The sequence below is a fragment of the Burkholderia sp. Ac-20365 genome (genome assembly GCF_017104715.1).
Taxonomy (GTDB): Bacteria; Pseudomonadota; Gammaproteobacteria; order Burkholderiales; family Burkholderiaceae; genus Paraburkholderia.
The window spans coordinates 105,765-128,345 of sequence record NZ_JAAGPI010000026.1; the positions used below are offsets into that span (position 1 = coordinate 105,765).

A 22,581-nucleotide genomic window follows, 5' to 3' on the forward strand; every position below is an offset into this window, starting at 1 on the left:
ACCAAAGCAAGTCAAGGAACCCGATGAACACTCCAGCTACACCGCAAATGCTTTTCGTCGACAACCTGCACAAGCAGTACGGCGATAACGAAGTTCTCAAAGGCGTCACGTTGCGCGCGAACCGCGGCGACGTGATCAGCGTGATCGGCTCGTCCGGTTCGGGCAAGAGCACGATGCTTCGCTGCATCAACTTTCTCGAGCAGCCGAACTCGGGCCGTATCTTTGTCGAAGGTCAGGAGATCCGCACGCTGAAGGACAAGCACGGCGCGCTGCGCGTGTCTGACGCGAAGCAGTTGCAGAAGATGCGCACGAAACTCTCGATGGTGTTCCAGCACTTCAACCTGTGGACGCACATGACGGTGCTCGAGAACATCATCGAGGCGCCGCTGCACGTGCTCGGTATTCCGCGCAAGGAAGCCGAAGACCGCGCCCGCATGTATCTGGAGAAAGTGGGCCTCGCGCCGCGCGTCGAGAAACAGTATCCGTCGCATCTGTCGGGCGGTCAGCAGCAGCGCGTGGCGATCGCCCGCGCACTGACGATGAACCCCGATGTGATGCTGTTCGATGAACCGACTTCAGCGCTCGACCCCGAGCTGGTCGGCGAAGTGCTGAAGGTCATGCAAACGCTCGCCGAAGAAGGCCGCACGATGATCGTCGTCACGCACGAAATGGCCTTCGCGCGCAACGTGTCGAACCACGTGATGTTCCTGCATCAGGGACGCGTCGAAGAAGAAGGTCACCCGGACGAAGTGTTCAGGAACACGAAGAGTGAGCGCCTGAAGCAGTTTCTCTCTGGCAGCCTGAAATAAGGCTGCAATGTAGTTTATGTAGTATTACAGGGCGCTTACCGGGCGCCCTTTTTTATCTCTGCGCAGCACCGCTCTCTCCCTCCTGCGGGCCCAAAAGCTTCGGCATCCCAACATCTGCGCGAACGACAGTTCGAAACGCCTCTACTCCCGACGATTCCTTCCGTCAATAGTGGCAATCCTTGACACAAGTCATTAACAACGGTGTGTCCCTTGCAGAGCAAGGCGGATTGGGCCGTTTGACGCCCTTTGGCCATCACTTGTCCCACAGTGGTATTGCAATTTAGAGACATCTTTACCGAGCATCACTAATTTATTCGCCAACCGGGGGGTATTTTGCTAAATTAGTAACGAAAGTAGCAAAACAAAGTTCAAGAAAAGTAGTTTCACTTCAAAACGAACAAAACAGGAGATACCGGTCGCGAGGGATCGGAACGACGATCAGACAGCTTTCGAAGCTGCGCGTCGACATCAAAACCGGTCACTGCGCATCTCCCTGGACAGAGATTCCTGCTCGGCGCTGCTGGCGTCCGGGCACCACTCGCAGTACTGGCTTTACTTTTTGACAGGGTATGGAGGAGAAGATGAAGAAAGCTTTAGCTGCCGCAGCGCTGCTGACTTTTGGCGTTGCAGCACATGCGCAGAGCAGCGTGACGCTGTACGGGCGTCTGGACGCTGGTCTGGAGTACATGTCGGGCGTGCCGTCGAACCAGAACGCAGCTGGTCAGGCTACCAACAGCACGCACCGCTTCCGCGCAGAAAGCGGCGACTGGGGTACCAGCCTGTGGGGCTTGAAGGGTGCTGAAGATCTGGGCGCCGGCACGAAGGCCGTGTTCCAGTTGGAAGGCTCGTTCAACACGATGACGGGCGCAGGCCCTGGCGGCGGCGGTCTCTTCAATCGTTGGGCAACGGTCGGTTTCGCGAATGACCAGTACGGTACGTTCACGATGGGCCGCATGCTCTTCATCTCGAACGGCGTGTGGGACTTCGATCCGTTCGGTCAGTCGAACTGGTCGTCGGCATCGCTGGTGCGTGGCCGCAACTGGCCGCAATCGAGCAACAACGTAGCGTACCAGTCGCCGAAGATCGCAGGCTTTGACTTCTACGGTCAATACGCGCTGTCGAACGCAACGAACTGGAACGGTAACGGCACGACGGCGCAAGGCCGCGAAGCTGGCGCGCAAGTGACGTACACCTCGTCGCTGTTCCAGATCCGCGGTCTCTATGACGAAATCCGCAATCCGGCAAACGGCGGTCTGTATGGCCCGGCGGGTACTGCCACGAACACGGCCAACATCGCAACGGGCGTATTCGCAGCATCGCGTGAATACTCGGCTCTCGTGAACGTGTTCCTCGGCCAGTTCAAGGTTCAGGCTGCCTACCAGGCAATCCGCACGTCGGGCGCAACGGCAGTTCTGCCGGGTCAGCCGACGACGCTCGATCACGAGTGGGGCGGTGTTACGTGGCAAGCTACGCCGGCTGCAGCTCTGATCGCAGCGGTGTACCACGTGAACGGCAACAACGGCGCGGGCAATGCGACGATCTACACGATCGGCGGTTCGTACAACCTGTCGAAGCGTACGCTGCTGGACCTGCAAGTCGCAACGGTGCAGAACAGCAAGGGTGCTAACTACGGCCTGAACGCGAACAACTCGGGCACGTCGGTCGCAACGGACAACCCGCTGCCCGGCCACAGCCAGACGGGCGTGTACGCAGGTATCCAGCACTCGTTCTAATCGAACGGTGCTAACAGAACAGCTTTAACAGAAACGGTTTTCACGCTGCTGCGAGAGGCGCGTATCGGTGCGATGTCCGAAAGGGTGTCGCACCTTTTTTTATTTCTGCGCAAAATCCATCAGCACTGCACACGCGCAAAAAAAGCACCGGCTCGGTGCAACGCCGGCGCTTCCTGTTTGCCCTGCTTCGAGCAACACGCAGTAAGCGGAATCACACGGCCGCTTCGTTCTCCTCACCCGTGCGAATGCGGATCACGCGTTCGACATCCGCGACGAAAATCTTACCGTCGCCGATCTTGCCAGTGCGCGCTGCGCCGATGATCGCGTCGATCACCTGATCGGTCTGGTCGTTCGCGACCACGACTTCGATCTTCACTTTCGGCAGGAAATCGACGACGTATTCCGCGCCGCGATACAGCTCGGTGTGGCCCTTCTGGCGGCCAAAGCCTTTGACTTCAGTGACGGTCAGCCCCGTCAGGCCGACTTCGGCGAGCGCTTCGCGCACTTCGTCGAGCTTGAACGGTTTGATGATGGCGGTGATGCGTTTCATGGCGGGCCTCGTCTCGGTTCGGAAAAAGGAAAGTTCGGATGCGTTGATTCTACGCCGCAGCGCACACGTTGCCAGCAATCGGCACGACAACGCGTGCGCTCACGCGCGCAAAACGGCAGATAGAAGCTGATTTCAGGCGGCTTTGTCCGGAACCGTTGCAAGATCATCGGTCCAGACGACAGCTTCCGAATCGCTCGGCGCGCGCCAGTCGCCGCGCGGCGACAGCGAACCGCCCGAGCCGACCTTCGGCGCATTCGGCACGCAACTGCGCTTGAACTGGCTCGTCTTGAAGAAGCGCCACAGGAAGATGCCGAGATTGCGCTTGATCGCCGCGAGATCGTATTCGTTGCGCGCAACGTGCGCGCCTTCGGGCCAGCCGCCCTGCTCCTTGTCGCGCCACGCATGCAACGCGAGGAACGCGACCTTCGACGGCGCGAAGCCGTAGCGCAGGATGTAGAACAGATTGAAGTCCTGCAACTCGTACGGGCCGATGAACGATTCCGTCTTCTGTTCGATCGCGCCGGCGGCTTTCGCCGGCACCAGTTCGGGGCTGATTTCGGTGGCGAGCACGTTGAGCAGCGTATCCGAGCCGCTCTTGCCGACGGCGCCCGTCTCCGCGACCCAACGCACCAGATGGGTGATCAGCGTCTTCGGCACGCTCGCGTTCACGCTGTAATGCGACATGTGATCGCCGACACCGTACGTGCACCAGCCGAGTGCCAGTTCGCTCAGATCGCCCGTGCCGATCACGATGCCGTTATGGAAGTTCGCGAGACGGAACAGGTGATTCGTGCGCTCACCCGCCTGCACGTTTTCGAACGTGATGTCGTACTTCGCCTCGCCCGCCGAATACGGATGGCCGAGATCCTTCAGCATCTGTTCGCAGCTCGGCCGGATATCGATTTCCATCGACGTGCAGCCCACCACTTCCATCAACTCGCGCGCCTGCTTGAGCGTGCGGTCGCTCGTGGCGAAGCCCGGCATCGTCACGCCGATGATGTTGGTGCGCGGCAGTTGCAGTCGGTCCATCGCCTTCGCGCACACCAGCAGCGCGTGCGTCGAGTCGAGCCCGCCCGACACGCCGATCACGACCTTCTGGATATTCGACGCCGACAGGCGCTGCACGAGCGCCTGCACCTGAATGTTGTAGACCTCGTTGCAGCGCTCGTCGCGGCGGCGCGAATCGGCTGGTACGTACGGGAAACGTTCGACCTTGCGTGCAAGCGGCAGCGTCTGCGACGCATCGTGGCCGATCGCGAAACGCACGATCTGGAACTTCGCCGCCTCTTCCTTGTGACGTTGCACCGACATGCCGAACGTAGTCTGCCGCATGCGTTCGTGCGAGAGCCGTTCGAGATCGATGTCCGCGAAGATCATGTGCGAGTCGTCGAGAAAGCGCTCGGACTCGGCAAGCATCTCGCCGTTTTCGCAGATCAGCGCCTGACCGTCCCACGCCATGTCCGTCGACGATTCGCCGCGTCCCGCCGACGTGTACAGATACGCCGCGAGACAACGCGCCGACTGCTGGCCGACCAGTTGATGCCGGTAGCCCGACTTGCCGACCACGACATTCGATGCCGACAGATTCACGAGCACCGTCGCGCCCGCGAGCGCGGCGAACGACGACGGCGGGATCGGTACCCACACGTCCTCGCAGATCTCGACGTGGAAGCGGAAATCGGGCACGTCGTTCAGTTCGAACAGCAGCGACGCGCCGAACGGCACGGGCTGGCCGAGCAGTTCAATATCGCGCGCGACGGCGCAATCGGCGGGCGCGTACTGGCGCGCCTCGTAGAACTCGCCGTAGTTCGGCAGATAGGTCTTCGGCACCGCGCCCAGAATGGCGCCGCGCGCGACGACGATCGCGCAGTTGTACAGGCTGTGGTCCACCTGCAACGGCATGCCGACGATCATCGCGATGGGCAGCGTCTTCGACGCTTCGACGATCTTTGCCAGCGCTGTCTTGCATGCGTCGAGCAGCGCGCGCTGGTGGAACAGGTCGTCGCAGGTGTAAGCGGGCAAACCGAGTTCAGGGAACGCGACGAGCGCTGCGCCTTTGGCAGCCGCGTCGCGTGCGAGTGCGAGCGTCTCGTCAGCGTTGAACGCCGGGTCCGCGACGCGGCAGCGCGGCACGCCCACCGCGACACGCGCGAAGCGATGCGAATACAGATTGAAGAAGTTGCCTTTCATGTCGGAGATTCCTAATGCGCGAGAATGAAAATGCCGTCACGCGCGAAACAGCTGCTATCGATCAGCGTAGATGATAAGCCGTAAGCGCATTCAAGGTCTCGATCGCGTGGTCTCGCCGGCCACGCCGCGCACTCGTCGCGCGCATTTGCTTTAACATTGCCGTGCGCCGCGGCGGCCGCGCTCACGCCAGCGAGCCGAAGCGCACGTTATCCGTCTATCAGCCTCATCAGGTCCTGCCGCCGCGAAACGATGCGAGCAAGCAGCGCGGCACGAAGGATCGTCAACGGTCGAACAGATTGAACCAGGAACGTTTTGATTACCGCGCGGGCATTCTCGCTTCGCCGCTCGAAGTCGATGCCGCCGAATGGAACGCGCTGCTCAGCCAGCAGGCGCAACCTACGCCATTCCTCCGCCATGAATTCCTGAGCGCGCTGCACGCGACAAGATGCGCCGTCGCGGACACCGGCTGGGCGCCGCAATTCGTCACGCTGACCGATCCGCGTACGGGAAAGCTCGCCGCGGCCGCGCCCGTCTATGCAAAGGGCCACTCGTACGGCGAATATGTGTTCGACTGGGCTTGGGCTGACGCATACAAACGCAACGGCCTGCCCTACTATCCGAAGCTGCTGTGCGCGGTGCCGTTCACGCCCGTGCAAGGCACCCGCCTCATGGCCGCCGATGCCAACGCGTTACGCCATCTCGCCGCCACGCTCGTCGCGTTCGCGGAACAGGCGGACGTCTCATCGCTGCACGTGCTGTTTCCAACCGAACCCGAAGCACAAGCGCTCACCGAACTCGGCATGATGCTGCGCGAAGGCGTGCAGTTTCACTGGCTCAACGACGGCTACCGCGACTTCGACGATTTCCTCTCGACGCTCGAACAGAAGAAACGCAAGAACATCCGCGCCGAACGCCGCAAGGTGCGCGATGCCGGCGTCACCTTCCGGCGCATGCTGGGCGAAGACATCAGCGACGCCGACTGGCGCTTCTTCAGCAAGTGCTACCGGCAGACGTACCGCGAGCACTTTTCGAGTCCTTACCTCAATCTCGACTTCTTCCGGATGATCGGCGAATCGATGCCCGAGAATCTGATGATGGTGATCGCCGAGTACGAGGGCAAGCCGATCGCGAGTTCGCTCGTCGTCTATCAGCGCGATGGTGCGAATGCGGGCGGCACGCTCTACGGGCGCTACTGGGGCGCGCTCGAACACGTGCCCTGCCTGCACTTCGAGACCGCGTACTATCAGCCGCTGGAGTTCTGCATCGAGCAGAAGCTCGGCGTGTTCGAAGGCGGCGCGCAGGGCGAGCACAAGATGGCGCGCGGCTTCATGCCGACGGTCACGCGCTCGACGCACTGGCTCGCGCACCCGGCCTTTTCGGACGCCGTCGCGCATTTTCTCGACAACGAGAAGAATCACATCCACGCGTACGTCGACGAACTGCGCGAACACAATCCGTTCAAGGAATAACGAGGAACAAACGCGCGCCATGCCGTGGTTTCTGTATCTGATCGAATGCTCGGACGGCAGCGTCTACACGGGCATCGCCACCGACGTCCAGGCCCGCTTCGACAAGCATTGCAGCGGCATGGGCGCGCGCTATACGCGCTCGCGCAAGCCGGTCCGGCTATTGGCGTCGTTCGAACTGACCGACCGTTCGAGCGCGTCGCGCGCCGAATACCGCGTCAAGCAGCTGACGGCCGCGCAGAAATGGGAACTGGTGTCGGGCGCGCGGACGCTCGAGTCCGTGCTGCCCGTCGTGCTGGAAGCAGAGGCCGAGGGCGAAGAAGAAACCTGAAAAGCGCCACAGTTTGCCGTTAGCAGCAACAGTGTTTTCAAGATACGCATCTCGACGCCGCCTTCCGCCGATCAGATACTTCGATCACAGCAATTGCATCGCCGGCCCGAACGTGGGCCAAAGCGCGGGTTTGACAGCAACCCTCCGGCGACGCAACACCCGACTTGAATAATCTATCCGGCATCCGCCGTTAAATGGTGAAGCAAATGGACGAGCGTAAGCGTGACAGCATGATTGCGTATCTCCGCCGCCGCATGGCGCAGGTTGGCATCAAGGCAGTGGATCTGGCAGCGGCACTCGCGGAAGACCGCCGTCGCGCAAAATCGGTGCGCTTTCGCAGCGCCGTAGGCGAAACGTGGGACGGCAATGGCGCAATGCCGCAATGGCTCGCCAACGCTGTCAGCGCCGGCCAGTCGATGGAACACTTCGCTATCGGCAAGCCGGCTAAAGCGGTCAAGCAGGAACGTCCGAAGGTCGACTGGAACAACGATCCGTTCGCCGGTAGCCGCCTCGCGACCGTGCCTGCGCATTGAGCCGATGCGCCGCAGTTAGCATCACCATACGCACCGCCCAAAAACAAAGACGCTCCCGAGGGAGCGTCTTTTAGTCAATCCAGCGACTGGCTGCGCGAATTACTTCTTGAAGTTCGCTGCGCCTTCCGTGATTTCCTTGTGCGCGGCTTCAATGCCCGCCCAGCCTTCCACCTTGACCCACTTGCCCTTCTCGAGCGCCTTGTATTGCTCGAAGAAGTGCTTGATCTGGTCCTTCAGGTACTGCGGCACGTCGTCGACCGACTTCAGGTCTGCCGTCATCGGGCAGATCTTGTCGTGCGGCACGGCGATCAGCTTCGCGTCGACGCCCGACTCGTCCGTCATCTGCAGCATGCCCAGCGCGCGTGCGCGCACCACCGAGCCAGCCAGCAGCGGGAACGGCGTGATCACCAGCACGTCGACGGGATCGCCGTCGCCCGACAGCGTCTGCGGAATGAAGCCGTAGTTCGCCGGATAACGCATGCCCGTGCCGATGAAACGATCGACGACGAGCAGGCCCAGATCCTTGTCGGCCTCGTACTTCACCGGATCGCTTTGCGCCGGGATTTCGATGATGACGTTGAAGTCTTGCGGGAGGTCTTTGCCAGCGGGAACGTGATTGAAGCTCATGGCGCTCTCTGATCAGGATGAAATGGGAATAAGGCACACGGCGCGCGCTGCGCCTCTACGAGACGCGGCGCCGCAACCCTGACACTGCGGAATGCGCCATTATAGCCAATCGGCCGATGACACCCGCGTGGCGATCGGCGCGATAATCGTCTGACGCGCACAGTGCATGTGCTTTGCGTGGGTTTTCGTGGTCTCTTTCGTCGTCTGCCTGATCGCCCGGTATGGGCAAGGAGCATGTGTGGAAGAAGCGAAACACTTCATCGGCGGTGAATGGGCCGCGTCGTCGAACGGGGAAACGATCCCCGTCATCGATCCCTCCGACGGCCAGCCATTCGCCGCTCTCGCCCGCGGCACCGCCGCCGACATCGATACTGCCGTCCAGAGCGCGCGGCGCGCCTACGAAGGAGCATGGGGCGCCGTCAGCGCCGCCGAGCGCGGGCGCCTGCTGTATCGGCTGTCGATGCTCGTCGCCGCCTGTCACGAGGAATTGGCGCAACTCGAAGCGCGCGACACAGGCAAACCGCTCAAGCAGGCGCGCGGCGACGCGGCGGCGCTAGCCCGCTACTTCGAGTTCTACGCAGGCGCCGCCGACAAGCTGCACGGCGAAACCCTGCCCTACCAGAACGGCTACACCGTCTTCACGATCCGCGAGCCGCATGGTGTAACAGGCCACATCGTGCCGTGGAACTATCCGATGCAGATCTTCGGGCGCAGCGTCGGCGCGGCGCTCGCCACGGGCAATGCGTGCGTCGTGAAGCCCGCCGAAGACGCGTGCCTGTCCGTGCTCCGCGTGGCCGAACTGGCGGCCGAAGCGGGCTTTCCCGCAGGCGCGCTGAACATCGTCACCGGCTTCGGACACGAAGCCGGCGCGGCGCTCGCGCGCCATCCCGGCATCGATCACATCTCGTTCACCGGCTCGCCCGAAACAGGCAAGCTCGTCACGCAGATGGCCGCCGAGAACCACGTGCCCGTCACGCTCGAACTGGGCGGCAAGTCGCCGCAAATCGTCTTCGCCGATGCCGACCTCGACGCGGCGCTGCCAACGCTCGTCAACGCGATCGTGCAGAACGCCGGGCAAACCTGTTCGGCGGGCAGCCGCGTGCTGATCGAGCGCAGCATCTACGAGCCGCTGCTCGATCGCCTCGCCACCGCGTTCAATGCGCTGCGCGTCGGCCCCGCCCATGCTGACCTCGACTGCGGGCCGCTGATCAACGCGAAGCAGCAGCGCCGCGTATGGGATTTCCTCTCCGATGCACAGCACGACGGCATTCCGATGGCGGCGCACGGGGAAGTGATCGCGGAAGCACCGGAAGCGGGTTTCTATCAGGCGCCGACCCTGCTGCGCGACGTGCCGTCTGCGCATCGGCTGGCGCGTGAAGAAGTGTTTGGCCCCGTGCTCGCCGCCATGCCGTTCAGCGACGAAGACGAAGCGCTCACCCTCGCCAACGGCACGCTGTACGGACTCGTTGCGGGCGTCTGGACACGCGATGGAGGACGGCAGATGCGCATTGCCCGCCGTGTGCGCTCAGGCCAGGTGTTCATCAATAACTACGGCGCGGGCGGTGGTGTCGAGTTGCCATTCGGCGGCGTCAGGCATTCGGGACACGGCCGTGAAAAAGGCTTCGAAGCGCTGTATGGCTTCACGGTGTTGAAGACGGTCGCGATCAGGCACGGCTGATATCCAGGCGCTTCAAGGCATTTTTGCGTTCACAACAACAGGAGACATCATGCGGTTGACCGGCAAAACGGCCATCGTCACGGGCGGCGGCTCGGGCTTCGGCGAAGGCATCGCGAAGACGTATGCGCGCGAAGGCGCGAACGTCGTCGTCAACGATCTGAACGGCGCGGCGGCGGAACGCGTCGCGAGCGAGATTGCGCTGGCGGGCGGCAAGGCGATCGCGGTCGCGGGCGACGTGACGCGCGCGGACGACTGGAGCGCATTGCGCGCCGCTGCGATCGAGGACTTCGGCAGCGTGCAGATCGTCGTCAACAATGCGGGCACGACGCATCGCAACAAGCCCGTGCTCAACGTGACGGAAGACGAATTCGACCGCGTGTACGCCGTCAACGTGAAGAGCATCTACTGGAGCGTGCATGAGTTCGTGCCGTACTTTCGCGAGCAAGGCGGCGGCGTGTTCGTCAATATCGCGTCGACGGCGGGCGTGCGGCCGCGACCGGGGCTTGTCTGGTACAACGGCAGCAAGGGCGCGGTGATCGTCGCGAGCAAGGCGCTGGCCGTCGAACTCGGGCCGGACCGCATCCGCGTGAACTGCGTGAACCCGGTGATCGGCGAGACCGGGTTGCTGACCGAGTTCATGGGTGTCGAAGACACGCCGGAGAACCGTCAGAAGTTTCTGGCCGGCATTCCACTCGGGCGTTTTTCGACCCCACAGGACATCGCGAACGCCGCGCTCTATCTCGCATCCGACGAAGCCGAGTTCATCACGGGTGTGTGTCTCGAAGTGGACGGTGGACGCTGCGTGTGACGTAACAGGCGGCGCATTTGCGCGCCGCCCCTAAAAAACACGCGTTAATCCTTGAAAACTCAGTGTTTTCCCCGATCTCGGGTGGCTTTTCAGCGCGCGTTGAAAGTTTAGAATCGCGAACGGCGGTACGACATTTCCACAAAAACAAGCCGTGCTTACGACTGGCAACAGGCGCTAAAAGCACCGACGCCGGTCAATAGGAGACAAGCGTGTCCAGTCCTGCGAATCCGCTCCACCATCCCGGCGCAGGGGCGCCGCCTTCCACCTTCGAAGAGGCGACCTACAGAAAAGTCGCATGGCGGCTGACGCCGCTCTTGATGCTCAGCTATGTCGTCGCGTATCTGGACCGTGTGAATGTCGGCTTTGCGAAGCTTGGCATGAGCGCTGACCTGGGACTTTCCGATGCCGTCTACGGTTTCGGCGCGGGGATTTTCTTCATCGGCTATTTCATCTTTGAAGTGCCGAGCAATGTGATCCTGCATCGTGTCGGCGCGCGGGTCTGGATTGCGCGGATCATGGTGACGTGGGGCATCGTCTCGATGCTGACGATGTTCGTCACCACGCCGACAATGTTCTACGTGATGCGCTTTCTGCTCGGCCTGGCGGAAGCGGGCTTCTTCCCGGGCATCATCCTGTACCTGACCTACTGGTACCCGGCGCACCGGCGCGGGCGCATGACGACGTGGTTCATGACGGCGATCGCGATATCGGGCGTGGTGGGCGGCCCGATTTCAGGCTACATCCTGAAGGCCTTCGATGGCGCGAATGGCTGGCACGGCTGGCAGTGGCTGTTCCTGCTCGAAGGGATACCATCGATCGTCGTTGGCATTCTGGTGTTCATCGTGCTGGACGACCGTATTTCGAAGGCCACATGGCTGACGAAGGAAGAACGCGAGCTGCTCGAACGCAACATCGCCGCTGAAGACGCGACGAAGGAAGATCATGCCATCGGCAAGGTGATGTTGAGTCCGCGCGTGCTGATGATGAGCCTGATCTATTTTTCGTTCGTGATGGGGTTGTATGGCGTGAGTTTCTGGCTGCCTACGATCATCAAATCGACGGGTGTCACGGACGCGTTCATGATCGGTCTGCTTTCTGCGATTCCGTTTGCGGCTGCTGTTGTGGCGATGGTGTTTGTGGCACGTAGCGCGGACCGGACGCGGGAGCGGCGCTGGCATGTGGCGATTCCCGGTTTTGTGGGTGCGCTTGGGCTCGTGCTTTCAGTTAGCTGGGCAAACAACACAACGCTCGCGATGATCGGGCTCACGCTGGCCACGATGGGGATTCTTACCACGCTGCCGCTGTTCTGGAGTCTGCCTACGTCGTTTCTTGCTGGGACCGGCGCGGCGGCCGGGATTGCGCTGATTAACTCCATCGGGAATCTGGCTGGGTTTTTGAGTCCCTATGCCGTTGGCTGGCTCAAGCAGGCTACCGCCGGGAATGCGGCTGGGATGTATATGCTTGCCGCGTTTCTGGTTCTTGGAGGGGTGCTTGCGATTAGCGTGCCGGCGAGGTTAGTTAATCGGTGAGTTTTTTTGTCTGCGACGCGGGTGGTGGGGTTTTGGGTCTTCCCCAGGGTTGTGCTGGCATCCGCGTTGTGACTTCTTGTTTCATGTGTTGCCCCTGTGCGGGGCGGCATTTGCTTTGGCTTGTCTTCTGACGTTGGGGTGGTTTGTTTGAGCTTTGCGCTGGCATCCGCGTTATGCCTTCGTGCTTCATGCGTCGCCCCTGTGCGGGGCGGCACTTACTTTCTTTGCCGCCGCAAAGAAAGTAAGCAAAGAAAGCGGGCTAACACCGCCCGTGCTTGACCTCCGCCTGAGGGCCCCCAACGGGTCCTCTCCTTCACACGGCAACTTCTCAGTCAGCGCCCGTTGCCAGCGCCTTGAATCGGCGCCTCACCCACTTCAATCACCCGTAGCGCAGCCAGCGGCAGCGACTGGTTACGGCCGCCCAAGTGGCAAACTGTGTGTAGGTCGTAGTGCTTCACACCTCAGCGCTCTTACGACACCGATCGTGTTTTTCAGTCCGGAGTGATGCGTGTGCGGCGCGACAGCCAACACACAGTTTGCCGCTATAGAACGGGAGCGATTTGATCGCGTATGTGGCGACGCGGGAGTGTGAAGCGGGTGAGGCGCTCAATAAGAGCGTTGGCAACGGGCAGTGATTGAGAGGTTGCCGTGTGAAGCGGAGGTACTGCTGGGGGCCCTCAGGCGGGAACAAGAATTGGCGGTGTTAAGCGGCTTTCTTTTGCCTACTTTTCTTTGCCGCGGCAAAGAAAAGTAGGTGCCGCCCCGCACAGGGGCGACGCGTGAAGGGGTAAGTCAAATCGCGGATGCCAGCGAAAACACAAGCAAACCAAACAAAGCATCGCGAGACAACCAGCAACCTCAAACCACATTCATAGCAAGCGCACTTTCCCGATAATGCGCACTAGCCTTGGACGCGTCTCCGAGCTGCTCATGCAGCCGCGCCAACGCCCGGTGAGAACGAATCTTCAACGTCTCGTTGTCAGCAAGCTTGAGTGCCTGCTCCAAAAACGACTGCGCCTTGCCCCACAACTGCTGATGCAGACACAACCGTCCAAGCGCAAACATCAGATCCGCGTCCTCAGGACGCTCCTTGCGCCAGGCCTCGGCCTTCTGGATCAAAGGCAAAGCATCACCGCCCGTGGTATCGGGATAACGCCTCAACAACCGCGCATCCCAATTCTGCGCAAGCGCTTCCTCAACAATCCGACGCGCCTCCTGCGGACGATTCAGCGCAACCAGCAACTCAGCCGCCAGATCCGCCAGCCGCGGCGAATGCCGCTCAACAGGCGTCAGCGAATGCCACAACTCGAGCAACGCATCCGCATTGTGCCGGCGATCGCGCAGCAGATTCTCAGCCGCCAACTGCCGCAACCGCACAGCAACAGCAGGATGAATCGCCTCGCGCTTCTCCAGCGTCTTCACGAGCTTCAGCACCTCGCCCCAGTTCTTCAACTGCTGCTGCGCGCGCAGCGCAATCTGCTGTGCGTGAATCCGACGACCACCCTGCGACTGCATTTCCGTCAATGCAAGCAGCGCACCGTCAGCATCACGGCCATCGGCACGCATGTCGGCTGTCGCCATCAGACGTGCATCCTGCCAGTCGGCCGAGTCGATCTGCGAGAGATATTCGTCGCGGCGCGCGTACTCGTGCATCCGGTGCGCAGCGTTCGCAGCAATCAGCCCCGCCGCGCCCTTGTTGTCGGGATTGGCAAGCGAATCGCGCGCGGCCTTCTCGGCGCGCGAGAAACGGCCTGCGTACAGATTGCCGATCGCATCACGCAACGCCGCATGTGCCTTCGCGACACGCTGGCGCGCGCGGTAAGCGGCAACGCGCTGCGGCATGCGCCAGATATTGCGCACGATGCGCAGCAGCGCATACATCACGATGAACACGACGATGAGGCCGACGATAAACAGGTTCAGCGAAATATCGATGCGATACGGCGGATAGACCAGCAACACCTGACCGGTGTCAAAGCGCCCGACGATCGCGAGCACCACGGCAATCGCAAACAGGAATGCGAGCCAGAGAAGTCCACGCAGCGCCATGATTAACCCCGGTTCCGGTATTGATGCACGGCCTGCAGGCTCGTATCCAGGTTCGGCACGTCGACGGCGCCCGAGCCGTCCTCGACCTGCTTCACCAGATCGCGCACCGTCTGCACCTGCTTCGACGACGCGTCGAAATAGCGTGCAAGCGCGTTATCAGCGGCTTGCAGATCAGACTTCAGCGTCGTCTGGTTGCGCGAGAGCAACGCCAGACGCGCCGACAACAGGCGCATCTTCAGGTTCTCACGCACGAAATAGCCCTGGTCCGGCGCAACGAGCATCGCGTCGGCGTTGTCGATGCGGCGCACCTGCACGAGACTCGTCAATTGCTGGCCGATGCCGGCGATGAACTGGTTCCACCACGCTTTCCACTTCGGCTCGCCCGTCGCGGCAGCGACACGGTCGATGTCCTTCGGCGTCGATGCATGCGGGCTCGCGTGCGCGATGGGCGCCTCGCCCGACAGCGGCAACTGGTCGATCTGGTCGATAGCGTTGTCGAGCTTGATCGCGAGGCCCGTGAGGTCGGTCGACGGCGCGGACTTCAGCTTGTCGATGTCCTGCGCGATCGCCTTGCGCACCGCCACCACCTGCGCGCCGTCCGATGCCGCAAGACGCGTATCCGCGCTTTGCAGCGCGAAGAGCGCCAGCTGCGTGTTGCCCGTCAGCTGCAACTGCTCGCTTGCCGCCGACAGCATCTGGCCGACTTCGGCCATGGTCCAGTCGTCGCGGTTGCGCGCGAGATCTGCGTATTGCTGCTGCAGCGCCTGCTGCGAACTCTGCGCGTCGGCGAGTTTGCCTTCGAGCTGCGCGATCTGCGCATCGGCCTGGCGCACAGTAGCGACGGCCTGCTCGGTCTTCACGCGCAACTCGGCGGTCTGGGCGTCGTTGGTCTGTTGACGGTGCGACAGTTGCTGATCGAGCTTGATGATCCTGCGGTTCAGCGCAATGCCGCCTGCGACGGCCGCGAACAACACCAGCGCGATGACAACCCACAGCAGGCCGTTGCCCTTGGGTTTGGGCTGCTGCATTTCGTACGGCGTAAACGGTTGATTCGGCGGCAGCGTGTTGGCAGGCCGCGGCGCGGGGTTGGGCGTGGGAGTCGTGGATGCGTTGGTATCAGACATGCGTTCTTGTGCCGGGTTGGACTGGACCGGTTGAACTTCAGGAGGTGCCGCGAGCGACAGCAGCGTACGGGCAATGCGTTCATCGCCCGCACCGGACACCGTAATGCTATCAAAACCCAATGCCCGCGCGGTTTCCGCGATGCGTGGGTGGGGCGCGACGAAGCTCGCGTGCTTCAGTTGCGCCTGCTCGGTCGCGGTGAGGTGATCCTGCGCGAGTTCGGCGAGATTGCGCACGCCTTCGGAACTGGTCACGAGCCAGGCGTGCGGCGTCTTCGATTCGTCCGACAGCAGCGCGTGAATGCGCGACCATGCGCCGATCGACGGATCGGGCACGAGCCGCCGGTAGGCTGCGACGGTTTCGACTTCGGCGCCCGCTTCGCGCAGGCGGTCGGCGAGCCACTCGCGGCCACCGTCGCCGCGTACGATCAGCACGCGCTTGCCTTCGAACGCGTTGTCGCCGAGCAACGTTTCGAGCGCCGCATACAGCGCTTCGGAATCGAAGCGCGCGCCGTCGCTATCGTTGTTGTCAGCCGATGTAGCCGATGCAACCGGACTGATCACCCGGTGGGCAGGCGCTTCGACGCCATGCTTCGCGAGTGCCGCGACGCTGCCCGGACCGACCACGCCGACAGGCAGCGCATGCGGCCAGATCGCGTCATGGCTCGCGAACGCGTAATCGACGGCGTTCGGCGACACGAATACGACCAGCGCGTACCGGTCCAGCGACGCGAGCGCCGCACGCAGCGGAGCTTCATCGTCCGCTTTGGCGATGTCGATCAGCGGGAATTCAATGGTCGCGACACCTTCGCCGTGCAGCATCTGCGCGAGCGCGTCGGACTGTCCCGCCGGGCGGGTCAGCACGACCGTCAGACGCGGGGCCGCCGCGTGCGACGCGCGTGCGCCGTCCGTGGACGGGAAGGCCTCGGGTGTCGGGTTCGAGCCGGCCGCCATCACGCGGAAGCGGCCGGGCCGCTCGCCGTGGAGAGCGCGCGCACGATGTCGAGCGCGCCTTGCGCTTCGAGCTGGCTCGCCACTTCGCGGCCCAGATCGAGCGCGGCGCCCACGGTCGGTGCGGGCGACGACGCCTGTGCGCTCAGCACACGCTGGCCGTCGGGCGTCGCGACCACGCCACGCAGATGCAGCGCGCCGTCGTGCCATGTTGCGTAAGCCGCGAGCGGCACCTCGCAACTGCCGCCGAGCGAGCGCGACACCATGCGCTCGGCTTCGACAGCCGCCGCCGTGTGCTCGTGATGCAACGGTGCAAGCCAGGCGGCAAGGTCGGCGCGGTCCGCGCGGATCTCGATGCCCAGCGCGCCCTGCCCGGCTGCGGGCAGGCTGTCGGCGGGATCGAGCAGCGAACGGATGCGATCGCCAAGACCCAGACGCTTCAGGCCGGCCGCCGCCAGAATGATGGCCGCGTAGTCGCCGCGGTCGAGCTTGCCCAGGCGCGTGTCGAGATTGCCGCGCAGCGGCTTCACGACGAGTTCGGGATAACGCGCGCGCAGCATCGCTTCGCGGCGCAGGCTCGAGGTGCCGACCACGCTGCCCGGCGGCAACGCGGCGAGCGAGTCGTACTGGCTGGACACGAACGCGTCGCGCGGGTCTTCGCGCTCCATGATGGTGGAGAGCGCGAAGCCATCGGGCAGTTCCATCGGCACGTCTTTCAACGAATGAACGGCGAGATCGGCGCGGCCGTCGGCGAGCGCGTTCTCCAGTTCCTTCACGAACAGCCCCTTGCCGCCGACCTTCGACAGCGTGCGATCGAGAATCTGATCGCCCCGTGTCGTCATTCCGAGGATTTTTACGTCACAAGATGGATATAATTTGTGCAGCGCACACCGCACGTGCTCGGCCTGCCACATCGCGAGCCGGCTTTCCCGCGACGCGATGACAAGCGTAGTGGGCGGCGTGGGCGCAAGCGTCTCGGAATTCATTGTTTGAGTCATTGAACGACGGGATGTGATAACAAACAATGTTAGCACGCGCTTTGGCAACCTCTCGCTGGCCATACGGCCATGCCAAAGCTGTTCTTCGATGGAGACAGATCTGTCCGTGTTTTCACGCACAGGTTCGTTCATATGCCGTATCGACCGTGTCCCGCAGGGCCGCCAGAAGCCCCCGCACGGTCGTGCGCGCGTCGATGCGCCGCATGCGCGATGATTTAATGCGGCGCAGCACGCGCAAGCGGCCCTTCCTCGACGCGCGTGCCGCATGGTTCTCCGCAGTACCCGCAGTTGCAGTTCACCATTCTTTAGACCCTGGCTTCTCTGAGGAAACATCGTGACGTCTTCCGGATCGGCGCGCCCTGCCCGCCGCACTACTGCCTCGCCCGATGCTGCCAAGACAGCATCGGCCGCTCCCGCCGCTTCCGTCGTCAAGGCCGCCAAGGCCCTGAAAGCAACGCAAGCCCTCGACTCCGGCAAAACCGGCAAATCCTCGAAGACCAAGGCGCCCGCCAACGGCGCCGCGAAACGAATGAAAAGCGCCGGCAAGCAGGAGACCGCGCGCGCGTCGAAAGAACCGAAGAATGGCGTGGCGCCGCAGGTGAAGGACAACGCCCGCACCCGTGAAGACAAGGACCAGCCGCTGTTCGAAGACATCCGCTATCTGGGCCGGCTGCTCGGCGACGTGGTGCGCGAGCAGGAAGGCGATGCCGTGTTCGACGTCGTCGAGGCGATTCGTCAGACGGCTGTGCGTTTTCGTCGCGAGGACGACAGTGTCGCCGCGCAGGCGCTCGACAAGAAGCTGCGCGCGCTGTCGCCCGAACAGACGGTGAGCGTGGTGCGCGCGTTCAGCTACTTCTCGCACCTCGCCAACATTGCTGAAGACCGCCATCGCAACCGCCGCCACCGCATTCACGATCTGGCTGGTTCGACCTCGCAACCGGGCACGATCGCGCACGCGCTCGACCGCCTCGTCGAAGCGAACGCCGCCGCGACGCCCGTGCTGCAGCAGTTCTTCAACGACGCGCTGATCGTCCCCGTGCTGACGGCGCACCCGACGGAAGTGCAACGCAAGAGCATTCTCGACGCGCAGCACGACATCGCGCGACTGCTGGCCGAACGCGACCAGCCGCTGACGGCGCGCGAGCGTCTGCAGAACGAGTCGCTGTTGCGCGCGCGCGTGACGTCGCTGTGGCAGACGCGCATGCTGCGCGACTCGCGCCTGACCGTCGCCGATGAAATCGAGAACGCGCTGTCGTATTACCGCGCGACCTTCCTCGAAGAGATTCCGCAGCTTTACGCCGATATCGAGGAAGCGCTCGTCGAGCATGGTCTCGATGCACGCCTGCCGCCCTTCTTCCAGATGGGCAGCTGGATCGGCGGCGATCGCGACGGCAATCCGAACGTGACGGGCGCGACGCTCGAAAACGCGATCACGCGCCAGGCCGCGGTGATCTTCGAACACTATCTGGAGCAGGTGCACAAGCTGGGCGCCGAGCTATCGGTGTCGAACCTGCTGGCGGGCGCAAGCGATGAACTGAAGGCGCTCGCCGAAGCGTCGCCCGATCACTCGCCGCACCGCACGGACGAGCCGTACCGGCGCGCGCTGATCGGCATCTACACGCGGCTTGGCGCGAGCGCGCGCGTGCGGCTCGGCGAAGGCGTGGTGCCGCTGCGTAGCGCCGGCCCCGGCGCGCCGAAAATTCGCGCCACGCCCTACGACGATTCGTCCGAGTTCGTGCGTGACCTGCATGTGCTGATTGATTCGCTGGCCGAGCATCATGGTGCGTCGCTGGCGACGCCGCGTCTGTCGCCGCTCACGCGCGCGGCCGAAGTATTCGGTTTCCACCTCGCGAGCATCGACCTGCGCCAGAGTTCGGATATTCACGAAGCGGTGATTGCGGAGCTGCTGCGCCGCGCGGGCGTCGAAAACGATTACGCGGCGCTCTCCGAAGCCGACAAGCTGCGCGTGCTGCTCGCGGAACTCGCGCAGCCGCGCCTGTTGCGCTCGCCGTATGTCGAGTACTCGGATCTCGTGAAGAGCGAGCTTGGCGTACTCGAGCAGGCACGCGTGACGCGCGAGAAGTTCGGCGCGCGCGCGGTGCGCAACTACATCATTTCGCACACGGAGACGGTGAGCGATCTGGTCGAAGTGATGCTGCTGCAAAAGGAAACGGGCCTGCTGCAAGGCTCGCTGGGCAGTCCCGTCGATCCGGCGCGCGCCGGCCTGATGGTGATTCCGCTGTTCGAAACGATTCCCGACTTGCGCAACGCGCCGCACATCATGCGCGACCTGATGGCGCTGCCGGGGATCGATGCGATCATCGAGAACCAGGGCAACGAGCAGGAAGTGATGCTCGGCTATTCGGACAGCAACAAGGACGGCGGTTTCCTGACGTCGAACTGGGAGCTGTACCGCGCGGAACTGGCACTGGTGTCGCTCTTCAACGAGCGCGGCATCACGATGCGCCTGTTCCACGGCCGGGGCGGCACGGTGGGACGCGGCGGCGGCCCGACCTATCAGGCTATTCTTTCGCAGCCGCCGGGTACCGTCGATGGCCAGATCCGTCTGACGGAACAGGGCGAGGTGATCGCAAGCAAGTTCGGCAATCCGGAGATCGGCCTGCGTAATCTGGAGACGGTCGTGGCCGCGACGCTCGAAGCGTCGTTGCTGCCGCACGGCAATGCGCCGTCGCAGTTGCCCGAGTTCGAAGAGGTGATGCAGACGCTGTCGGATGCGGCGATGGCGTCGTACCGTGCACTCGTCTACGAGACGCCGGGCTTCACAGACTACTTCTTCTCCTCGACGCCGATTGCGGAAATTGCCGAGTTGAACATCGGCAGCCGTCCGGCTTCGCGCAAGCTGCAGGATCCGAAGCAACGCAAGATCGAAGATTTGCGCGCGATTCCATGGGGTTTTTCATGGGGGCAATGCCGCTTGCTGCTGACGGGGTGGTATGGGTTTGGCAGCGCGGTCGCTGGCTGGCTTGAGGATGCTGGGTCGCTGGCCGAGCGTGAGCGTCGGTTGAATTTGCTGCGCAAGATGCATAAGGCGTGGCCGTTCTTCTCGAATCTTCTGTCCAATATGGACATGGTGCTTGCCAAGACTGATCTTGCTGTGGCTTCGCGTTATGCCGCGCTTGTTTCTGATAAGAAGCTGCGCAAGCATGTGTTTGAACGCATTGTTGCCGAGTGGGAGCGGACTTCTAACGTGCTCACCGAGGTTACCGGCCGGAAAGAGCGTCTTGCCGATAATCCTTTGCTCGCGCGGTCGATCAAGAACCGCTTTCCTTATCTCGATCCTTTGAATCACCTTCAAGTTGAATTGCTCAAGCGCCATCGCGCTGGGGACGACAACGTCCGCGTGCGGCGCGGGATTCATTTGACTATCAATGGGATTGCGGCTGGGTTGAGGAATACTGGCTGATATCGGGGTTTTTCTTGTCCTGCGGACGGCGGTTCTCTTGTTTGAGGCCGCCGTTTTTCTTTGGTTTGGTTTGGTTTGGTTTCGCTGTTCGCTGTTCGCTGGCATCCGCGATATGCCTTCGTACTTCAGGCGTTGCCCCTGTGCGGGGCGGCACTTACTTTCTTTGCCGCCGCAAAGAAAGTAAGCAAAGAAAGCGGGCTAACACCGCCCGTTCTTGACCTCCGCCTGAGGGCCCCCAACAGTTCCTCCACTTCACACGGCGTTCTGCCATTCAATGCCCGTTGCCAGCGCCTTGAATGGGCGCCTCACCCGCTTCAATCACCCGTAACGCAGCCAGCGGCAGCGACTGGTCACCGCCGCCCAGGTGGCAAACTGTGTGCAGGTCGTAGTAGCGCACGCGTCGGCGCTCTTACGACACCGATCGTGTTTTTCAGTCCGGAGTGATGCGTGTACGCCGCGACAGCCTACACACAGTTTGCCGCTATAGAACGTGGACAATCTGATCGCGCGGGCCGCGACGCGGGAGCATGAAGCGGGTGATGAGCCAGTTCGAAGCGCTGGCAGCGGGCATCGAGAAGAGCGATGCCGCGAACAGGATGGGGCAGTTGGGGGCCCGTGGGCAACTACAAGAACGGGCGGTGTTCAGCGGCTTTCTTTTGCCTACTTTTCTTTGCCGCGGCAAAGAAAAGTAGGTGCCGCCCCGCACAGGGGCAACGCGTGAAGCACCGATACCAAACCGCGGATGCCAGCGACCAAGAAAGCAAAAAGCAAAACCTAATACAGAACCCCAGCGCAAGCCGCTAAAATACCCCACTCTGTACCAGTACAAACCAACCAATTATTCTGGTATTGAAACAACCAGCCACACGCAGTGTCACCTACACCCATGCCCGCCGATTCCGCCCCGCCGCCGCTCGAAGCATCGCCTGCCCGCGCGCTCGGCGACTTCATCCGCGCTCATCGCGAACGCCTGTCGCCACAGGCCGTCGGTCTGCCGCCCGGTCCGCGCCGCCGCACGCCCGGCCTGCGCCGCGAAGAAGTCGCGCAGCTGTGCGGCGTCAGCCCCACCTGGTACACGTGGATCGAACAGGGCCGCCCCGTGTCCGCGTCGGCGGATGCTTTGGCACGTATCGCCGTCGCGTTGCAGCTCTCACGCGCCGAACGCGCCTATCTGTTCGAACTCGCCGCGCAGCGCGACCCCGCCGAACCCGACCTCGACGCCACCGATACCCCCGCGCTGCTGCTCAAAACCGTGCAGCTCGTGAACGCGCCCGCCTACGTGCTCGATCGCCAGTTCACCGCGCTCGCGTGGAACGAACCAGCGGCAGACCTGTTCGTCGGCTGGCTGGACGGCGATCACGACCGCAATCTGCTGCGCTACACGTTCCTGTCGCCGGAGGCGCGCAATCTGATCGTCGACTGGGAAATCCGCGCGCGGCGCCTCGCCGCCGAATATCGCGCCGATTCGATCCGCCATCAGAACGATGCGCCCACGCGCTCGCTGATCGACGCCCTCTCCGCCGCCAGCGACGCGTTCGCCCGCTTCTGGGCGTCGCAGGACGTCAACGAGCGCGAAGGCGGCCAGCGCCGCTTCAATCATCCGCGCGACGGCCACGTCGTCTTCAACCAGATCACCTTCAAGCCCGCGCACCGCGAAGACCTGAAACTCGTCGTGCTGGTGCGCGAATGATCCCGCTGCATCGCGCAAAAAGCCGGCCGCGCGGCGGATGTTAAAATCGTTGTCTCCTTCGAGACGTCGCAGCATCGGGCTCGCATTTGCCATC

At 62.7% G+C, this 22,581-nt stretch carries 17 protein-coding genes; 11 read left to right on the top strand and 6 right to left on the bottom strand.

Features of this window, described 5'->3' with window-relative positions; all coding sequences use genetic code 11:
* Nucleotides 1–23: 23 nt before the first annotated feature.
* A complete protein-coding gene (locus G3O01_RS31790) occupies nucleotides 24–809 on the top strand; it encodes an ATP-binding cassette domain-containing protein (protein WP_277403066.1) in 786 nt (261 codons plus the stop codon).
* A gap of 581 nt (nucleotides 810–1,390) precedes the next feature.
* The gene (locus G3O01_RS31795; RefSeq protein ID WP_205810947.1) at nucleotides 1,391–2,542 is read left to right on the top strand and encodes a porin; all 1,152 of its coding nucleotides are present in this window, start codon (nucleotides 1,391–1,393) and stop codon (nucleotides 2,540–2,542) included.
* A gap of 211 nt (nucleotides 2,543–2,753) precedes the next feature.
* On the opposite strand, the gene glnK is transcribed toward G3O01_RS31795, so the two are convergent.
* Nucleotides 2,754–3,092, bottom strand: a complete 339-nt coding sequence (gene glnK, locus G3O01_RS31800; protein WP_008342452.1) for a P-II family nitrogen regulator — start codon at nucleotides 3,090–3,092, stop codon at nucleotides 2,754–2,756.
* Between the two features lie 132 nt (nucleotides 3,093–3,224).
* The gene (locus tag G3O01_RS31805; protein WP_205810948.1) at nucleotides 3,225–5,282 is read right to left on the bottom strand and encodes an NAD(+) synthase; all 2,058 of its coding nucleotides are present in this window, start codon (nucleotides 5,280–5,282) and stop codon (nucleotides 3,225–3,227) included.
* Nucleotides 5,283–5,578: 296 nt separating this feature from the next.
* Here G3O01_RS31805 and G3O01_RS31810 point away from each other — a divergent pair, with 296 nt between their 5' ends.
* The 3 genes from G3O01_RS31810 to G3O01_RS31820 all read left to right on the top strand — a co-directional run bounded on the left by G3O01_RS31810 (nucleotide 5,579) and on the right by G3O01_RS31820 (nucleotide 7,612).
* Nucleotides 5,579–6,751: a GNAT family N-acetyltransferase gene (locus G3O01_RS31810; protein WP_205810949.1), complete on the top strand. Its 1,173-nt coding sequence runs from the start codon at nucleotides 5,579–5,581 to the stop codon at nucleotides 6,749–6,751.
* 19 nt (nucleotides 6,752–6,770) lie between these two features.
* Nucleotides 6,771–7,079, top strand: a complete 309-nt coding sequence (locus tag G3O01_RS31815) for a GIY-YIG nuclease family protein (RefSeq protein WP_205810950.1) — start codon at nucleotides 6,771–6,773, stop codon at nucleotides 7,077–7,079.
* 206 nt (nucleotides 7,080–7,285) lie between these two features.
* Complete coding sequence (locus G3O01_RS31820; protein ID WP_205810951.1) at nucleotides 7,286–7,612, top strand: H-NS family nucleoid-associated regulatory protein; 327 nt, start codon at nucleotides 7,286–7,288, stop codon at nucleotides 7,610–7,612.
* A gap of 99 nt (nucleotides 7,613–7,711) precedes the next feature.
* Here G3O01_RS31820 and ppa read toward each other — a convergent pair whose 3' ends face one another.
* Nucleotides 7,712–8,239 carry an inorganic diphosphatase gene (gene ppa / locus G3O01_RS31825; RefSeq protein ID WP_205810952.1) on the bottom strand — a complete coding sequence of 176 codons (528 nt, stop codon included), beginning with the start codon at nucleotides 8,237–8,239 and terminating at the stop codon, nucleotides 7,712–7,714.
* Between the two features lie 238 nt (nucleotides 8,240–8,477).
* Here ppa and G3O01_RS31830 point away from each other — a divergent pair, with 238 nt between their 5' ends.
* The 3 genes from G3O01_RS31830 to G3O01_RS31840 all read left to right on the top strand — a co-directional run bounded on the left by G3O01_RS31830 (nucleotide 8,478) and on the right by G3O01_RS31840 (nucleotide 12,254).
* On the top strand, nucleotides 8,478–9,917 hold the full coding sequence (locus G3O01_RS31830) for an aldehyde dehydrogenase family protein (RefSeq protein WP_205810953.1): 1,440 nt from the start codon (nucleotides 8,478–8,480) through the stop codon (nucleotides 9,915–9,917).
* A 49-nt stretch (nucleotides 9,918–9,966) separates the two neighbouring features.
* Complete coding sequence (locus tag G3O01_RS31835; protein ID WP_205810954.1) at nucleotides 9,967–10,725, top strand: SDR family oxidoreductase; 759 nt, start codon at nucleotides 9,967–9,969, stop codon at nucleotides 10,723–10,725.
* Between the two features lie 209 nt (nucleotides 10,726–10,934).
* The gene (locus G3O01_RS31840; RefSeq protein WP_205810955.1) at nucleotides 10,935–12,254 is read left to right on the top strand and encodes an MFS transporter; all 1,320 of its coding nucleotides are present in this window, start codon (nucleotides 10,935–10,937) and stop codon (nucleotides 12,252–12,254) included.
* 858 nt (nucleotides 12,255–13,112) lie between these two features.
* Here G3O01_RS31840 and G3O01_RS31845 read toward each other — a convergent pair.
* From G3O01_RS31845 to hemC, 3 genes are read right to left on the bottom strand one after another with little or no spacing between them, the layout of a single operon-like run.
* Nucleotides 13,113–14,303 (bottom strand): heme biosynthesis protein HemY, encoded by a 1,191-nt coding sequence (locus G3O01_RS31845; RefSeq protein WP_205810956.1) that lies wholly within the window; start codon nucleotides 14,301–14,303, stop codon nucleotides 13,113–13,115.
* Nucleotides 14,304–14,305: 2 nt separating this feature from the next.
* Nucleotides 14,306–16,378, bottom strand: coding sequence for a fused uroporphyrinogen-III synthase HemD/membrane protein HemX (gene hemDX / locus G3O01_RS31850; protein ID WP_241024420.1), 2,073 nt, complete (start codon nucleotides 16,376–16,378; stop codon nucleotides 14,306–14,308).
* Nucleotides 16,378–17,361 (bottom strand): hydroxymethylbilane synthase, encoded by a 984-nt coding sequence (gene hemC, locus G3O01_RS31855; RefSeq protein ID WP_205810957.1) that lies wholly within the window; start codon nucleotides 17,359–17,361, stop codon nucleotides 16,378–16,380. Before hemC ends, hemDX begins: the two co-directional genes overlap by 1 nt.
* Before the next feature lie 346 nt (nucleotides 17,362–17,707).
* Between hemC and ppc the strand changes: the two genes are divergently transcribed.
* The 3 genes from ppc (at nucleotide 17,708) to G3O01_RS31870 (ending at nucleotide 22,487) form a co-directional block, all read left to right on the top strand.
* Nucleotides 17,708–20,797 (top strand): phosphoenolpyruvate carboxylase, encoded by a 3,090-nt coding sequence (gene ppc / locus G3O01_RS31860; RefSeq protein WP_205810958.1) that lies wholly within the window; start codon nucleotides 17,708–17,710, stop codon nucleotides 20,795–20,797.
* Nucleotides 20,798–21,336: 539 nt separating this feature from the next.
* Nucleotides 21,337–21,489, top strand: coding sequence for a hypothetical protein (locus G3O01_RS31865; RefSeq protein WP_205810959.1), 153 nt, complete (start codon nucleotides 21,337–21,339; stop codon nucleotides 21,487–21,489).
* 194 nt (nucleotides 21,490–21,683) lie between these two features.
* Nucleotides 21,684–22,487, top strand: coding sequence for a helix-turn-helix transcriptional regulator (locus tag G3O01_RS31870; protein ID WP_205810976.1), 804 nt, complete (start codon nucleotides 21,684–21,686; stop codon nucleotides 22,485–22,487).
* Nucleotides 22,488–22,581: the final 94 nt, after the last annotated feature.

Excerpts from the sequence above, each read along its gene's own strand:
- G3O01_RS31790 (WP_277403066.1), top strand. The coding sequence starts at position 24 with ATGAACACTCCAGCTACACCGCAAATGCTTTTCGTCGACAACCTGCAC.
- G3O01_RS31795 (WP_205810947.1), top strand. The coding sequence starts at position 1,391 with ATGAAGAAAGCTTTAGCTGCCGCAGCGCTGCTGACTTTTGGCGTTGCA.
- glnK (WP_008342452.1), bottom strand. The coding sequence starts at position 3,092 with ATGAAACGCATCACCGCCATCATCAAACCGTTCAAGCTCGACGAAGTG.
- G3O01_RS31805 (WP_205810948.1), bottom strand. The coding sequence starts at position 5,282 with ATGAAAGGCAACTTCTTCAATCTGTATTCGCATCGCTTCGCGCGTGTC.
- G3O01_RS31815 (WP_205810950.1), top strand. The coding sequence starts at position 6,771 with ATGCCGTGGTTTCTGTATCTGATCGAATGCTCGGACGGCAGCGTCTAC.
- G3O01_RS31820 (WP_205810951.1), top strand. The coding sequence starts at position 7,286 with ATGGACGAGCGTAAGCGTGACAGCATGATTGCGTATCTCCGCCGCCGC.
- ppa (WP_205810952.1), bottom strand. The coding sequence starts at position 8,239 with ATGAGCTTCAATCACGTTCCCGCTGGCAAAGACCTCCCGCAAGACTTC.
- G3O01_RS31835 (WP_205810954.1), top strand. The coding sequence starts at position 9,967 with ATGCGGTTGACCGGCAAAACGGCCATCGTCACGGGCGGCGGCTCGGGC.
- G3O01_RS31845 (WP_205810956.1), bottom strand. The coding sequence starts at position 14,303 with ATGGCGCTGCGTGGACTTCTCTGGCTCGCATTCCTGTTTGCGATTGCC.
- hemDX (WP_241024420.1), bottom strand. The coding sequence starts at position 16,378 with ATGGCGGCCGGCTCGAACCCGACACCCGAGGCCTTCCCGTCCACGGAC.
- hemC (WP_205810957.1), bottom strand. The coding sequence starts at position 17,361 with ATGAATTCCGAGACGCTTGCGCCCACGCCGCCCACTACGCTTGTCATC.
- G3O01_RS31865 (WP_205810959.1), top strand. The coding sequence starts at position 21,337 with ATGAGCCAGTTCGAAGCGCTGGCAGCGGGCATCGAGAAGAGCGATGCC.
- G3O01_RS31870 (WP_205810976.1), top strand. The coding sequence starts at position 21,684 with ATGCCCGCCGATTCCGCCCCGCCGCCGCTCGAAGCATCGCCTGCCCGC.